General features: G+C 72.5%; 16 protein-coding genes. 6 read left to right on the forward strand and 10 right to left on the reverse strand.

The window, feature by feature from the left end:
- The first annotated feature begins 30 nt into the window (after nt 1–30).
- Genes ACZ516_RS23435 through ACZ516_RS23445 form a run of 3 tightly spaced genes read left to right on the forward strand, consistent with a single transcriptional unit; the run spans nt 31 to nt 3,015 of the window.
- On the forward strand, nt 31–1,311 hold the full coding sequence (locus ACZ516_RS23435; protein ID WP_358585498.1) for a magnesium transporter MgtE N-terminal domain-containing protein: 1,281 nt from the start codon (nt 31–33) through the stop codon (nt 1,309–1,311).
- Nucleotides 1,298–1,837 (forward strand): DUF1003 domain-containing protein, encoded by a 540-nt coding sequence (locus ACZ516_RS23440; RefSeq protein ID WP_358585500.1) that lies wholly within the window; start codon nt 1,298–1,300, stop codon nt 1,835–1,837. The genes ACZ516_RS23435 and ACZ516_RS23440 overlap by 14 nt, the downstream gene beginning before the upstream one ends.
- 44 nt (nt 1,838–1,881) lie before the next feature.
- Nucleotides 1,882–3,015 carry an Mrp/NBP35 family ATP-binding protein gene (locus ACZ516_RS23445; protein ID WP_361079605.1) on the forward strand — a complete coding sequence of 378 codons (1,134 nt, stop codon included), beginning with the start codon at nt 1,882–1,884 and terminating at the stop codon, nt 3,013–3,015.
- Nucleotides 3,016–3,057: 42 nt separating this feature from the next.
- On the opposite strand, the gene ACZ516_RS23450 is transcribed toward ACZ516_RS23445, so the two are convergent.
- From ACZ516_RS23450 to sigE, 5 genes are all read right to left on the reverse strand, one after another.
- Nucleotides 3,058–3,726, reverse strand: coding sequence for a hypothetical protein (locus ACZ516_RS23450; RefSeq protein ID WP_358585504.1), 669 nt, complete (start codon nt 3,724–3,726; stop codon nt 3,058–3,060).
- A gap of 121 nt (nt 3,727–3,847) precedes the next feature.
- Complete coding sequence (locus ACZ516_RS23455; RefSeq protein WP_358585506.1) at nt 3,848–4,309, reverse strand: sec-independent translocase; 462 nt, start codon at nt 4,307–4,309, stop codon at nt 3,848–3,850.
- Between the two features lie 145 nt (nt 4,310–4,454).
- Nucleotides 4,455–6,245 carry a S1C family serine protease gene (locus ACZ516_RS23460; protein WP_469011566.1) on the reverse strand — a complete coding sequence of 597 codons (1,791 nt, stop codon included), beginning with the start codon at nt 6,243–6,245 and terminating at the stop codon, nt 4,455–4,457.
- A 149-nt stretch (nt 6,246–6,394) separates the two neighbouring features.
- A complete protein-coding gene (locus ACZ516_RS23465; RefSeq protein ID WP_469011567.1) occupies nt 6,395–7,417 on the reverse strand; it encodes an anti-sigma factor family protein in 1,023 nt (340 codons plus the stop codon).
- Complete coding sequence (sigE, locus tag ACZ516_RS23470) at nt 7,414–8,187, reverse strand: RNA polymerase sigma factor SigE (protein ID WP_358585512.1); 774 nt, start codon at nt 8,185–8,187, stop codon at nt 7,414–7,416. The genes ACZ516_RS23465 and sigE overlap by 4 nt, the downstream gene beginning before the upstream one ends.
- Before the next feature lie 156 nt (nt 8,188–8,343).
- Here sigE and ACZ516_RS23475 point away from each other — a divergent pair, with 156 nt between their 5' ends.
- On the forward strand, nt 8,344–9,039 hold the full coding sequence (locus ACZ516_RS23475; RefSeq protein ID WP_358585532.1) for an O-methyltransferase: 696 nt from the start codon (nt 8,344–8,346) through the stop codon (nt 9,037–9,039).
- A 149-nt stretch (nt 9,040–9,188) separates the two neighbouring features.
- Here ACZ516_RS23475 and ACZ516_RS23480 read toward each other — a convergent pair whose 3' ends face one another.
- On the reverse strand, nt 9,189–9,356 hold the full coding sequence (locus ACZ516_RS23480) for a DUF3117 domain-containing protein (protein ID WP_003966491.1): 168 nt from the start codon (nt 9,354–9,356) through the stop codon (nt 9,189–9,191).
- A complete protein-coding gene (locus ACZ516_RS23485) occupies nt 9,344–9,625 on the reverse strand; it encodes a hypothetical protein (RefSeq protein WP_358585513.1) in 282 nt (93 codons plus the stop codon). The genes ACZ516_RS23480 and ACZ516_RS23485 overlap by 13 nt, the downstream gene beginning before the upstream one ends.
- 38 nt (nt 9,626–9,663) lie before the next feature.
- Between ACZ516_RS23485 and chcB the strand changes: the two genes are divergently transcribed.
- Nucleotides 9,664–10,464: a 2-cyclohexenylcarbonyl CoA isomerase gene (gene chcB / locus ACZ516_RS23490; RefSeq protein ID WP_358585515.1), complete on the forward strand. Its 801-nt coding sequence runs from the start codon at nt 9,664–9,666 to the stop codon at nt 10,462–10,464.
- Nucleotides 10,465–10,467: 3 nt separating this feature from the next.
- Here chcB and ACZ516_RS23495 read toward each other — a convergent pair whose 3' ends face one another.
- Both ACZ516_RS23495 and ACZ516_RS23500 read right to left on the reverse strand, forming a co-directional pair.
- Nucleotides 10,468–11,058: a DNA-3-methyladenine glycosylase I gene (locus ACZ516_RS23495; protein ID WP_469011614.1), complete on the reverse strand. Its 591-nt coding sequence runs from the start codon at nt 11,056–11,058 to the stop codon at nt 10,468–10,470.
- A 2-nt stretch (nt 11,059–11,060) separates the two neighbouring features.
- Nucleotides 11,061–11,480, reverse strand: coding sequence for a DivIVA domain-containing protein (locus ACZ516_RS23500; protein ID WP_361079613.1), 420 nt, complete (start codon nt 11,478–11,480; stop codon nt 11,061–11,063).
- A 142-nt stretch (nt 11,481–11,622) separates the two neighbouring features.
- On the opposite strand from ACZ516_RS23500, the gene folP reads away from it, so the two are divergent.
- Complete coding sequence (gene folP, locus ACZ516_RS23505; protein WP_469011568.1) at nt 11,623–12,483, forward strand: dihydropteroate synthase; 861 nt, start codon at nt 11,623–11,625, stop codon at nt 12,481–12,483.
- 191 nt (nt 12,484–12,674) lie between these two features.
- Here the strand turns inward: folP and ACZ516_RS23510 are convergent, their stop codons facing one another.
- Nucleotides 12,675–13,451 (reverse strand): LOG family protein, encoded by a 777-nt coding sequence (locus ACZ516_RS23510; protein WP_469011569.1) that lies wholly within the window; start codon nt 13,449–13,451, stop codon nt 12,675–12,677.
- Nucleotides 13,452–13,505: the final 54 nt, after the last annotated feature.

The following is a 13,505-nucleotide window of genomic DNA, read 5'->3' on the forward strand; positions in this document are numbered from 1 at the left end:
AAATCACTTCGGAGAAGAGGAGGCGGACCCATGGCGGCAGGCGCGCCCCGGATCTTCGTCTCGCACCTCTCCGGCATCCCCGTCTTCGACCCGAACGGCGACCAGGTCGGGCGGGTGCGCGACCTGGTGACGATGCTCCGCGTCGGCCGCAAGCCCCCGCGGCTGCTCGGCCTCGTCGTCGAGCTGGCCACCCGGCGCCGCATCTTCCTGCCCATGACCCGCGTCACCGGCATCGAGTCGGGCCAGGTCATCACCACCGGCGTGCTGAACGTGCGGCGCTTCGAGCAGCGGCCCACCGAGCGGCTCGTCCTCGGCGAGATGCTCGACCGCCGGGTCCACCTGGTCGAGTCCGGCGAGGAGGTGACGGTCCTGGACGTCTCCGTCCAGCAGCTGCCGGCCCGCCGCGACTGGGAGATCGACCGGGTCTTCGTGCGCAAGGGCAAGGGCGGCACCTTCCGGCGCAAGGGCGAGACGCTCACCGTCGACTGGTCCGCCGTCGACGGCTTCTCCCTGGAGGAGCACGGCCAGGGCGCGGAGAACCTGCTGGCCACCTTCGAACAGCTGCGGCCCGCCGACCTCGCGAACGTCCTGCACCACCTGTCGCCCAAGCGCCGGGCCGAGGTCGCCGCCGCCCTCGACGACGACCGGCTCGCCGACGTCCTCGAAGAGCTGCCCGAGGACGACCAGATCGAGATCCTCGGCAAGCTCAAGGAGGAGCGCGCCGCCGACGTCCTGGAGGCCATGGACCCCGACGACGCCGCCGACCTCCTCGCCGAGCTGCCCGAGGAGGACAAGGAGCGGCTGCTCGCCCTGATGCAGCCGGCCGACGCGGCCGACGTGCGGCGCCTGATGGCCTACGAGGAGCGCACGGCCGGCGGTCTGATGACGACCGAGCCGATCGTGCTGCGCCCCGACGCGACGGTCGCCGACGCCCTGGCGCGCGTGCGCAAGGAGGACCTCTCCCCCGCCCTCGCCGCGCAGGTGTACGTGTGCCGGCCGCCCGACGAGACGCCGACGGGCAAGTACCTCGGCACCGTGCACTTCCAGCGGCTGCTGCGCGACCCGCCCTACACGCTGGTCGGCTCGATCCTCGACGACGACCTGCAGCCCCTCGCGCCCGGCGCCACGCTGCCCACCGTCGCCGGCTTCTTCGCGGCGTACGACATGGTGGCCGCGCCGGTCGTGGACGAGGGCGGCGCGCTGCTCGGGGCGGTCACCGTGGACGACGTACTGGACCACATGCTGCCCGAGGACTGGCGCGAGACGGAGTTCCACCTGGCGGAGGACGGAGCGGACCATGGCGGCGGCTGACCGGGAGCGCGAGAACCGCGCCGAGACCCGCAGCCCCCGGTTCCGCCTCGACCAGCCCCGGCCGCCGCGCCGCAAGCTGCTGCCCGACTACGACCCGGAGGCGTTCGGACGGCTCTCGGAGCGGATCGCGCGCTTCTTGGGCACCGGCAGGTTCATCGTCTGGATGACGGTCGTCATCATCATGTGGGTGGTGTGGAACATCGCGGCGCCCGATCATCTGCGCTTCGACCAGTACCCCTTCATCTTCCTGACGCTGATGCTCTCTCTCCAGGCGTCCTACGCCGCCCCGCTGATCCTCCTCGCGCAGAACCGCCAGGACGACCGGGACCGCGTCAACCTCGAACAGGACCGCAAGCAGAACGAGCGTTCCATCGCCGACACCGAGTACCTGACCCGGGAGATCGCCTCCCTGCGCATGGGCCTCGGCGAGGTGGCGACCCGCGACTGGATCCGCTCCGAGCTCCAGGACCTGGTCAAGGAGCTGGAGGAGCAGCGCGTCGAGCAGCGTGACGCAGGCGACCGCTGACGGCCCTTCCCCCGGCGGGGTTACCGCGCCGTACTATCGGGTCTATGGCTACGGAAGACGCGGTGCGTGAAGCACTGGCGACGGTGAACGACCCCGAGATCCAGCGACCCATCACCGAGCTGGGGATGGTCAAATCGGTGGACATCGGCGCCGACGGGGCGGTGGCGGTCACCGTGTACCTGACCGTCTCCGGCTGCCCGATGCGCGAAACCATCACCAAGAACGTGACGGACGCGGTCGCCGCCGTCGAAGGCGTCACGCGCGTCGACGTCACCCTGGACGTGATGAGCGACGAGCAGCGCAAGGAGCTGGCCTCCGCGCTGCGCGGCGGCACCGCCGAGCGCGAGGTGCCCTTCGCCAAGCCCGGCTCGCTGACCCGCGTCTACGCGGTCGCGTCCGGCAAGGGCGGCGTCGGCAAGTCCTCGGTGACGGTGAACCTCGCGGCCGCGATGGCGGCGGACGGCCTGAAGGTCGGCGTCGTGGACGCGGACATCTACGGCCACTCCGTGCCGCGCATGCTGGGCGTCGACGGCACGCCCACCCAGGTCGAGAACATGATCATGCCGCCGTCCGCGCACGGCGTGAAGGTCATCTCCATCGGCATGTTCACCCCGGGCAACACCCCGGTGGTGTGGCGCGGCCCGATGCTGCACCGCGCGCTCCAGCAGTTCCTCGCGGACGTCTTCTGGGGCGACCTCGACGTGCTGCTCCTGGACCTGCCGCCGGGCACCGGCGACATCGCGATCTCCGTGGCGCAGCTGGTCCCGAACGCCGAGATCCTCGTCGTGACGACGCCTCAGCAGGCGGCGGCCGAGGTCGCCGAGCGGGCCGGTTCCATCGCCGTGCAGACCCACCAGAAGATCGTGGGCGTCGTGGAGAACATGTCGGGGATGCCCTGCCCGCACTGCGACGAGATGGTCGACGTGTTCGGCACGGGCGGCGGCCAGAAGGTCGCCGAGGGCCTCACCAAGACCACCGGCGCCACGGTGCCGGTGCTCGGCTCCATCCCGATCGACGTGCGGCTGCGCGAGGGCGGCGACGACGGCAAGCCGGTCGTCCTGACCGACCCCGAGTCCCCCGCCGGCGCGGCGCTGCGCACCATCGCGGGCAAGCTGGGCGGCCGCCAGCGCGGCCTGTCGGGCATGTCGCTGGGCATCACGCCCCGCAACAAGTTCTGATCGCTCAGGGGCGCGGGGAACCCCCACGCGCCCCTGGCGGCGTCACGCGTACGCGCCGATGTCCTCGATCACCGAGAACCCCAGCCCGTACGCACTCATGCCGCGCCCGTACGCGCCCAGGTGCACGCCCTGCCCGGTGGAGCCGGCGAGCACCCACCCGTACTCGGACTCCCGGTAGTGGAACGGCGTCGGCTCCCCGTCCACGGGCAGGGAGAGCGACGACCAGTCGGCCCCCTCCAGGTCGTCCGCGAGGACCCACGCCGTCTCCGTCTGCTGATCCAGCCAGTCGTCGCGCAGGGAGTGGTCCATCTGGGTGGGCCAGGTGCACGAGAGCAGGCCGACCCCGGCCAGCCAGGCCGCCGAGGAGACCGAGGTCGCCTCCAGGACACCCGTGCCGTCCGCGCTGCGCCGCACCGGGTTGGCCGCGACGGTCACCACCACCGCGAAGCGCTCGTTGTCGCTGTTGCCGAGGGTCCCCTCGGCGCGGACCGACGGCTCCTCGCCGTGGCCGATCGAACCGTGCTCCACACAGCCGTCCGCCGTCGCGCCGACCCGCATCAGCCAGCGCGGCCCCGTGAACGCCTCGTCGAGGCCGTACCAGGGGAAGGGCGCCAGCAGGTAGCCGTCGACCGTGCGCCGGACGGAGGGCGCCGTCTGCGCGGTGCCCTCCGCGGCCGGCGCCTGCGCGCCTACGCGACTTGTCGTCTCCATGTACCCGGCCGCCTCCTGTCTCTGTGTCCGTCCGGAGCGGCCCGCCCCCCTCGGGCGTCCTCACGCCGGACAACAAGGCAGGATAGCCACACCGGTCGGCGGCGACGGTTCAGGCGAGGCCTCAGGTGGCGTCCGCGTCGAACGGCGGGCGGTCGCCGGAGTCGGACTTGGCGGGCTCGGCGGACTTCTTCCGCATGTCCACGCTGGACGCGCCCGAGGAGGCGGCGACGGCCGGTGCGGAGGAGTCGGACGAGTCGCTGTCGCGGCCGTGCACGGCGTCCGCGACCTCGTTCATCTCCTTCTTCAGGTCGAAGCCGTTGCGGATCTCCTTGAGACCCAGCTCGTCGTTGTCGAGCTGCTTGCGGATGAACTTCTTCGGGTTCAGGTCCTCGAACTCGAAGTCCTTGAACTCCGGCCCCAGCTCTTCCCTTATGTCCGCCTTCGCGCTGTCCGAGAACTCGCGGATCTTGCGGATCGTGCGGGAGATGTCCTGGATGACCTTCGGCAGCTTGTCGGGGCCGAAGATGAGCACGGCGAGGACGACCAGCGCCACTATCTCGAGTGCGCCAATGTCATTGAACACCTAGAGCTCCTTGCGATGTCCTCAGCCCGCAACAGGTCGTCGTCCGAGGTCTGGACCGTGCCCACGGTACCCGGCGCCCGTGTCCGTCCGGTAGCCGCTGCGCCACAACGGGGCGCAGACGCGCTCCGGCCGCCGCCCGGCCGGCTCAGTCACCGTCCGCCGAGCCGAGCACCAGGGTCACCTCGCGGTCGCGGCCGCCGCCCTTGACGGTCAGGTCGAGGTGGTCCCCGGGGCGGTGGGCGCGGACCTTGACGATCAGTTCGTCACTGGAGTGCACGGGCGCGCCGTTCACCTCCGTGATGACGTCGCCCGGCTTCAGGCCCGCCTTGTCGCCGGGGCCGTCCGTGTTGACCGCGGGGCCGCCGTCCCCGCTCTTGTCGGCGATGCGGGCGCCGTCGCCGCTGAACTCGGTGTCCAGCGTGACGCCGATCACCGGGTGCGTGGCCTTGCCGACGTTGATCAGCTCTTCGGCGACGCGCTTGCCCTGGTTGATCGGGATGGCGAAACCGAGGCCGATGGAGCCGGCCTGGCCGCGGGCCGGGTCCGCGCCGTCGTCGGCGGAGCGGATGGCGCTGTTGATGCCGATGACGCGCGCCTTGGAGTCGACCAGCGGGCCGCCCGAGTTGCCCGGGTTGATGGGGGCGTCGGTCTGGAGCGCGTCGACGTACGAGACGTCGCTGCCGTCGCCCTTCTCGCCGCCCGCCGTGATGGGCCGCTCCTTGGCGCTGATGATCCCGGAGGTCACCGTGTTGGCCAGGTCGAAGGGGGCGCCGATGGCCACGACGGGGTCGCCGACGCGCACGTTCTCGGAGTTGCCGAGGGTCAGCGGCTTCAGGCCCCGGACGCCCGAGACCTTGACGACCGCGAGGTCGTAGCCGGAGTCGCGGCCGATCACCTCGGCCTCGGCGGTGTCCCCGCCGCTGAACGTCACCGTTATCCGGCCGCCCCGGCCGGCGGGCTCGACGACGTGGTTGTTGGTGAGGATGTGGCCCTTGCCGTCGAGGACGAAGCCGGTGCCGGTGCCCTGCGCCGAGCCGCCGCTGACGTGCAGCGTCACGACTCCGGGGAGGGCCGTGGCGGCGATCGCGGCCACGCTGCCCCGGGGGCGGTCCTTGGACTCGACGTCGGCCTGCGGCAGTTCGATCTCGTCCAGGCCGTTGCGCTCCAGATACGACCCGAGCGCGCCGCCGATGAGGCCGGACACGAGGGCGATCAGGGCGACCCCGACGACGAGGACCCGCCTGCCGCGCTTGCGCTGCTGCTCCCTGGTCTCCGGAGGCAGCGACCCGATCTGCTGGAGCGGCACGTTCCAGGGGTCGTACGTGGGCCTGGGCGCCCCCTGAGCCGCCTGCGGGACCGGTGCGGCCTGCGGGGCGCCGGAGACCTGAGAAGCGCCGCCGTAGGGGCCGGAGGCAGCCGCGGGCACGCCGTGCGGGGGCGTCCCCCCGTGCACGGGCACGGGGTCGGCCGTATTGGGCGGGGGTGTCACACCGTGCGGGGGCGTCGTGCCCTGCGCCGGCATGTTCCCGGGTGGGGGCGTCGTGGCGTGCGCCGGCGGGAGCGTGGTGCCGTGGGTCGGGGTGGTCGCCGGGTGTTGGACCGGGGGCGCGGGTGCCCAGGGGCCCGGCTCCCCGTACGGCGGGGTGCTGTAGGGGTCCGGGTCGTGCAGGGGGCGGGGCCGCTCGCCCTGGACGGAGGAGGCGGCGTCACCGGGGGTCACGCCACCGCCGGACGGCGCACTGGCGGCGGGACCCCGTGCCGGGGCCGCGCCCGGCTGCTCGGGCACGCCCGGCCGGGACGCGTCGAGCTGCTGGGTCACCCCCGGCTGCGGGGCGGCGCCCTCGGGGGCCGCGACGGGCGGCTGAGGCGGGCCGGCCGCCGTCTCCGGCCGGGGACGGCTCCACCACTTGGCCTTCGCGGGCCTGCCCTCGTCCATGCTCTCCCCACAACTGGCCCGCGGCGGACGCCGATCACCTGCTCGCCGCCTACCTGCTCGACAACTCCGCGCCCGCCGGATCCCCCGACCGGCACGGTCCACCGAGATTCAACCAGGTTCCCGCACCGGAGCGCAGGGCTCCCGGCGCGTCAGTGGACCCGCGCGGTGCCCCGCAGCGGAACCGGGACGGGGTTCACCACGGTGGCGTCCACCGAGTCCGCGGCGCCCGGGCCGACGTGGCCCACCACGGGCGGCCGCACGACGCGGGGCGTCACGGGGACGCGATGCGGCAGCTGGGGCGGGCGTATCAGAGGAGAGAGCAGGGCGGCGCCCGCCGGCATCGGCGCCGTCAGCTCGGGCACGGCGCCATGGGCGCGGGGCGGCCGCGCGCCGCCGGGCAGGAGGGGGCCCAGCACCTCGGTCGGGGCGAGCGGGGCCGCCAGGACGCCGGAGCGCCGGCCCTGCGCCGCCGCCGAGGTGCCCGCGCCACGCCGCCGCACGGAGTCGGGCGTCGCGGCGACACCGGAGCCCTGGGTGCGCTGCGGCGTGACGTTGCTGGGCGCCTTGGAGCCGCCGGCGCGCGGGTCACCGAGGTCCGCGGGGACGCCCGCGGTGACCCCGCCCAGCGCGATCGCGGCCAGCGACACCGCGCCCGCCGCGGCGAACGCGAAGCGGCGTCCGCGCCAGAGCGAGCGGTCGCCGTCCTGGCGGGTGACGTCGTGGACGCGGAAGCCGCGCCCCGTGCCCGGCAGCACCGCGGCGTGGGTGCCGGTCGGCGCGTACCCCACGAAGGAGTCGGTGCGCACGCCGAAGAGCCCGGGCCGCGGCAGCCCCGTGGAACCGGTCGCTCCGGTGGCGAAGCCCTCTCCGTCCTCGCCCCCGGGGCGTCCGAGGTCGTCGGGCGGCTCGAAGCCGCCCGCGGGAAGGCCTTGCAGTCGGGCGAGGAAACTCTCGCTGGGCGGCGGTGGAGCGGCCTGCGCGAAGACGCTCTTCAGGCGGCGCTGGGCGTCGGCCTCTGTCTTGCACATCGGGCAGGTCGCCAGGTGGGCGAGGACCCGCTCGCGCGCGTCATGGCCCAACTCGCCGTCCACGAGGGCGGCAAGACGGTCCCCCAGATGCTGCTCGGCGTCGGACAGCTGCCGCTCGGCAGGATTCGACCGTGATCCACTCACGCGGTCGCGCCCCCTCCTCCCAGCGCCACGGCTCCGGTGACCGCGAGCGAGCGACGCTCGGCACGGGCTTCGGGAGAGCGGTGCTGGAGGGCCTTGCGCAGCTGCGAGCGGCCCCGGTGGATACGGCTGCGGACCGTGCCGAGCTTCACGCCGAGGGTGGCGGCGATCTCCTCGTACGAGAGGCCCTCGATGTCGCAGAGGACCACGGCGGCGCGGAACTCGGGCGCGAGGGTGTCGAGCGCCTGCTGGACGTCCGCGTCGAAGTGCGTGTCGTTGAACACCTGCTGGGGGGAGGGCTCGCGGCTCGGCAGGCGCTCCGCCGCGTCCTCCCCGAGGGCGTCGAAGCGGATGCGCTGCTTGCGGCGCACCATGTCCAGGAAGAGGTTCGTGGTGATGCGGTGCAGCCAGCCCTCGAAGGTGCCGGGCGTGTAGGTCGACAGGGACCGGAAGACACGGACGAAGACCTCTTGGGTGAGGTCCTCGGCGTCGTGCTGATTGCCGGTCAGGCGATACGCCAGGCGGTAGACCCGGCCGCTGTGCGTGCTGACGATCTCCTCCCAGGTGGGCGGAGTCCACGCCTGCGCATCCGCGTCAGCGGCAAAGGTCGCGGTCTGAGCGGAGTCGTTGGCACGGATGCGGTCAGCGGTGTCGGTCACGGATTTCGGCTCACCCGCCAACCCGAGAAAACGCCGGAGCGCTCCTCCCCGAACCGCGGACGCAGCCGCACCTCCCCTGTCGGCTCTGGTGGTGTCCAGTGGAGCCCCTACCATAACCACCTCGCCCGTTAGCTCCGGATAAGCGTTTTTACGTGAATTTGGTACGGGCTTCGCCGTGCGTGTCCTGCCGCTCGGGCGTGCCCGCTTCCGGTCCTGGTCCATACCGATCCCCCCGCCGTCCTCCCACTCCCTGTAAACGCCCGGTCCCATCTGCGGGTTCCCGGCCCAACGGATACAGTCACGGCCAGGCAACCATGGGGACAGGAGAGGGCCATTACCGGCAACCGGCAGACGAGCTGGGCGTTCGCCGACGCCTTTGTCGCCGAGGACGAAGCGCTGCGCTGGGCCCGCGACCGGGCCCGGGAGGCAGGGCTGCCCTCGGTGTCGCCCGGCACCGGCGCCGCGCTGCGGATGCTCGCCGCCACGGCCGACGCGAAAGCGGTCGCCGAGATCGGTACCGGGACGGGAGTGTCGGGGATCCACCTGCTGCACGGCATGCGGCCCGACGGCGTGCTCACCACCGTCGATCCCGAGCCGGACCGGCAGCAGTTCGCCCGCGAGGCCTTCCGTGCCGCGGGCTTCGCCGGCAACCGGGCGCGGTTCATCCCGGGGCGGGCCCTCGACGTTCTGCCGCGTCTGGCCGACGGCGGTTACGACCTGGTGTTCTGCGACGGCGACCGCATGGAGTCCCTGGACTATCTCGCTGAATCGTTGCGCCTGCTGCGACCTGGCGGACTGGTCTGCTTCGAGGGTGTCTTCGCGGACGGCAGGACGGTGGACTCGGGGCCGCAGCCCGTGGAGATCCTGGCCCTGCGGGACCTGCTGCGCACCGTGCGGGAGAGTCCGGAGCTGGTGACGTCGCTGCTGCCGGTGGGCGACGGGCTGCTGTGCGCGGTGAAGCGGTAGCGCGGGGCCGGCGGGCATGAACAGAAAAAAGGGGCGGTTGCCGACCGCCCCTTTTTTTCTGCCCCCGCACCCCGGTCGGGCCCGAAAAAACAGCACTGCCCCGGCATCGACGATGCCGGGGCAGTGAAAAGAGTGGGTGCGCTTCCGCGTCAGCCGACGACCTTCTTCAGAGCGTCGCCGAGCGCGTCGGCCTCGTCCGGAGTCAGTTCGACGACAAGTCGTCCGCCGCCTTCGAGCGGAACGCGCATGACGATGCCCCGCCCCTCCTTGGTCACCTCGAGCGGGCCGTCGCCCGTCCGCGGCTTCATGGCCGCCATGCTCGTTCCCCTTCCTGAAACCAGCTCATCGCAGCCGACAACCCAGGTGTCACCGGCATCGAACATATTGCTTCCAGGCCATTATCCCGCATCGCGGGACCCGATGACCAACATCGGTCTGCATCGCTTGCGCAACGCGCGCCCGCAAAACCACCCAATTCGGCGATGTGGCTGCGATACTTCGCCGCCCCGCACACCCGACAGAACCGGAATTCTTTGACGCAGGTCACATATCCGGCCTCGTGCCGGACCGTGATGATCTCCGTCATGCTGAGGTCCACGTACTGGACCAGCGGAGGGGACCACCATGGCCGACAGCGTGCTCTACGAGGTGAGCGACGGACTGGCGACGATCACGATCAACCGTCCCGAGGCGATGAACGCCATGAACACGGAGGCCAAGGTCGCCCTGCGGGAGGCCGTGCGGTCAGCCGCCGCGGACGCCGAGGTGCGCGCGGTGCTGCTCACCGCGACCGGGCGCGCCTTCTGCGTGGGCCAGGACCTCAAGGAGCACATCGGCTCCCTCGCGGCCGACCGCGAGGCGGGCACGGGGCAGACCATGAGCACGGTCCGGGAGCACTACAACCCCATCGTGCGGGCGCTGACGGGCATGCCGAAGCCGGTCGTGGCCGGGGTCAACGGCGTCGCGGCCGGCGCGGGGCTCGGTTTCGCGCTCGCCGCCGACTACCGCGTGGTCGCGGACACCGCCACGTTCAACACCTCCTTCGCCGGGGTCGCCCTGACCGCCGACTCGGGCGTCTCCTGGACGCTGCCGCGCGTGATCGGCCCCGGGCGCGCCGCCGATCTGCTGCTCTTCCCGCGCAACATCACCGCGCAGGAGGCGTACGACCTGGGCATCGCCGGCAAGGTCGTGCCCGCGGCCGATCTCGCCGCCGAGGCCGCGCGGGTGGCCCGCGCCCTGGCCGAGGGGCCGACGCTCGCGTACGCGGCACTGAAGGAGTCCCTCGCCTACGCGGCCGGCCACTCGCTGGACGAGGCGCTGGACAAGGAGGACGAGCTCCAGGGCAGGGCGGGCGCGTCGCAGGACCACACGATCGCCGTCGAGGCCTTCATCGCCAAGGAGCGGCCGAAGTACCTGGGGCGCTGAGCGTCAGGCCCCGGCCGCCTCGCGGGCCACGCAGTCCGCGAGGTGGTCGTTGACCAGGCCGCAGGCCTGCATCAGGGCGTACGCCGTGGTCGGGCCGACGAAGCGGATGCCGCGCTTCTTGAGGGCCTTGGCCAGGGCGAGGGACTCGTCGGTGATCGCGGGGACGTCACCGAGGGTCCTCGGCGCCTCGCGGGAGGCCGCGTCGGGCGCGTACGACCAGATGAGCGAGTCCAGCTCGCCGGCGGACCAGTCGGCGAGCACGCGCGCGTTGGCGAGGGTCGCGTCGATCTTGGCGCGGTTGCGGATGATGCCCGGGTCGGCCAGGAGCCGGGCGCGGTCCTCCGCCGTGAACTCCGCGACCGCGGCGATCTTGAAGTCCGCGAAGGCGGCGCGGAAGCCCGCGCGGCGGCGCAGGATGGTGAGCCAGGACAGGCCCGACTGGAAGGCCTCCAGGCAGAGCCTTTCGTAGAGCGCGTCGTCGCCGTGGACGGGGCGGCCCCACTCGTCGTCGTGGTACGCGATGTAGTCCGCGGTGGACAGGCCCCAGGGGCAGCGCAGGGCGCCGTCCGGGCCCGCGAGCGCGCTGCCTTCGATGCTCACTGGCCGCTCTCCCCGTCCTCGGTGTCCTGTATGCCCTTGCCGTCCGCCGGATGGGCGCCGGTGGCCCCGCGCCGCTCGTACCCCTCGAAGAGGGCCGGGCCCGCGACCGCCGTGGCCTGGACGCCCGCCAGGGCCGCCTCCAGCTCGGCGATGCGGGCGTCACGCTCGGCCAGTTCGGCGCCGAGGCGGCCGAGCACGTCGTCGACCTCGTCCATGTGGTAGCCGCGCAGGGTCGTCGGGAAGCGGACCGCGTCCACGTCGGCCCTTCGCAGCGGTCGGTCGGGGGGCAGCGGATCGGTGAACCGCTCGGGCGCGGCGTCGGGCAGGACGGCGCTCTCGCCGCCGCCGACCACGGCGAGGGTCACCGCGCCGACCACCACGACGAGGGCGATGACCAGGAACAAGAACAAGACCATGCCGTCAGGCCCTCACACTCGACTGCCCGTACTGAAACTGTGCGGCTCCGATCGTGCCATGCGCCTGTGACAGTTAAGGTCGCAGGCGGCCGAACCGCGGCACGGACCCACCAGCGACAAGGACCCAGGAGGGCCACAGGGGATGCTCAGGCTTGGCAGGCGCGAGTTCGACGCGCACGAGCCGGTGATCATGGCGATCGTCAACCGGACCCCGGACTCCTTCTACGACCAAGGGGCCACGTTCCGCGACGAGCCCGCGCTGGCCCGGGTGGAGCAGGCGGTCGCCGAGGGCGCGGCCATCATCGACGTCGGCGGGGTCAAGGCGGGCCCCGGCGAGGAGGTGACGGCCGAGGAGGAGGCGCGGCGCACGGTGGGCTTCGTCGCCGAGGTCCGCAGGAGGTTCCCCGACGTGGTGATCAGCGTCGACACCTGGCGGCACGACGTCGGCGCGGCGGTCTGCGAGGCCGGCGCCGATCTGCTCAACGACGCCTGGGGCGGCGTCGACCCGCGGCTTGCGGAGGTCGCCGCGCGGTACGGCGTGGGCCTGGTGTGCACGCACGCGGGCGGTGCCGAGCCGCGGACGAGGCCGCACCGCGTCACGTACGACGATGTGATGGCCGACATCCTGCGCGTGACGGTGGGCCTCGCCGAGCGCGCGGTCGGCCTCGGCGTGCCGCGCGAGTCGGTCCTGATCGACCCGGGGCACGACTTCGGCAAGAACACCCGGCACAGCCTGGAGGCCACCCGCAGGCTCGGCGAGATGGTGGAGACGGGCTGGCCGGTGCTGGTGTCGCTGTCCAACAAGGACTTCGTGGGCGAGACGCTGGACAAGCCGGTCAAGGAGCGGGTGATCGGCACCCTGGCGACGACGGCGGTCTCGGCGTGGCTGGGCGCGCAGGTCTACCGCGTCCACGAGGTCGCGGAGACGAGGCAGGTACTCGACATGGTGGCGACGATCGCGGGACACCGGCCCCCGGCGGTCGCCCGTCGGGGGCTGGCCTGACCAACCGGGCCCGCCCCCCAGCGGCCGGACGGAGTCCGGCACAGCCGTGCGAAGCCCGGGAGGCGCCCCGGCGCCGAGCGGTGCGAGGACGGCACGAAGAAACGGCCATGGTGGCGAGCATCGCCGGGCACCGGCCCCCGGCGGTCGCCCGTCGGGGGTTGGCCTGAGGTGTTCGTGTGGGCGCGTTGCGGTTACTTGCCGACTTCCTTGGTGACCAGGGAGATCGCCTCTTCCACGTCGTCCGTGACGTGGAAGAGGAGCAGGTCGGCCTCGGAGGCCTTGCCCTGGGCGATGACCGTGTTCTTCAGCCAGTCGACCAGGCCGCTCCAGTACCCCGTGCCGAAGAGGACGATCGGGAAGCGCGTGACCTTGCGGGTCTGGACGAGGGTGAGCGCCTCGAACAGCTCGTCCAGGGTGCCGAGACCGCCGGGCAGCACCACGAACCCCTGCGCGTACTTCACGAACATCGTCTTGCGGACGAAGAAGTAGCGGAAGTTCACACCGATGTCGACGTAGGGGTTCAGGCCCTGCTCGAAGGGCAGCTCGATGCCGAGGCCGACCGAGGTGCCCTTCGCCTCGACGGCGCCCTGGTTGGCCGCCTGCATCGCGCCGGGCCCGCCGCCGGTGATGACCGCGAACCCGGCCTCCACCAGCGCCTTGCCGATCTCGACCCCCGCCGCGTACTCCGGCGAGTCCATCGGGGTGCGCGCCGAGCCGAAGACGCTGATCGCGGGCGGGAGTTCGGCGAGGGTGCCGAAGCCCTCGATGAACTCCGACTGGATGCGCAGGACCCGCCAGGGGTCGGTGTGCACCCACTCGGAGGGGCCGTCGGAGTCGAGGAGACGCTGATCGGTGGTGCCTGCCTGGACCTTGTCGCGGCGGCGCAGCACCGGGCCCAGCCGCTGCTCCTCGGGACGCTTCCCGGCAGCGGGGGTCCCTCGGTCCGTGCCGGCGTCGGGGTTGGTCATCGTCTGCTCCCTCCATGCGTGCGTGACCCACAGGGTAGGTCCACGCGGGTTACA

The sequence above is a fragment of the Streptomyces sp. NPDC034037 genome (assembly GCF_055575715.1).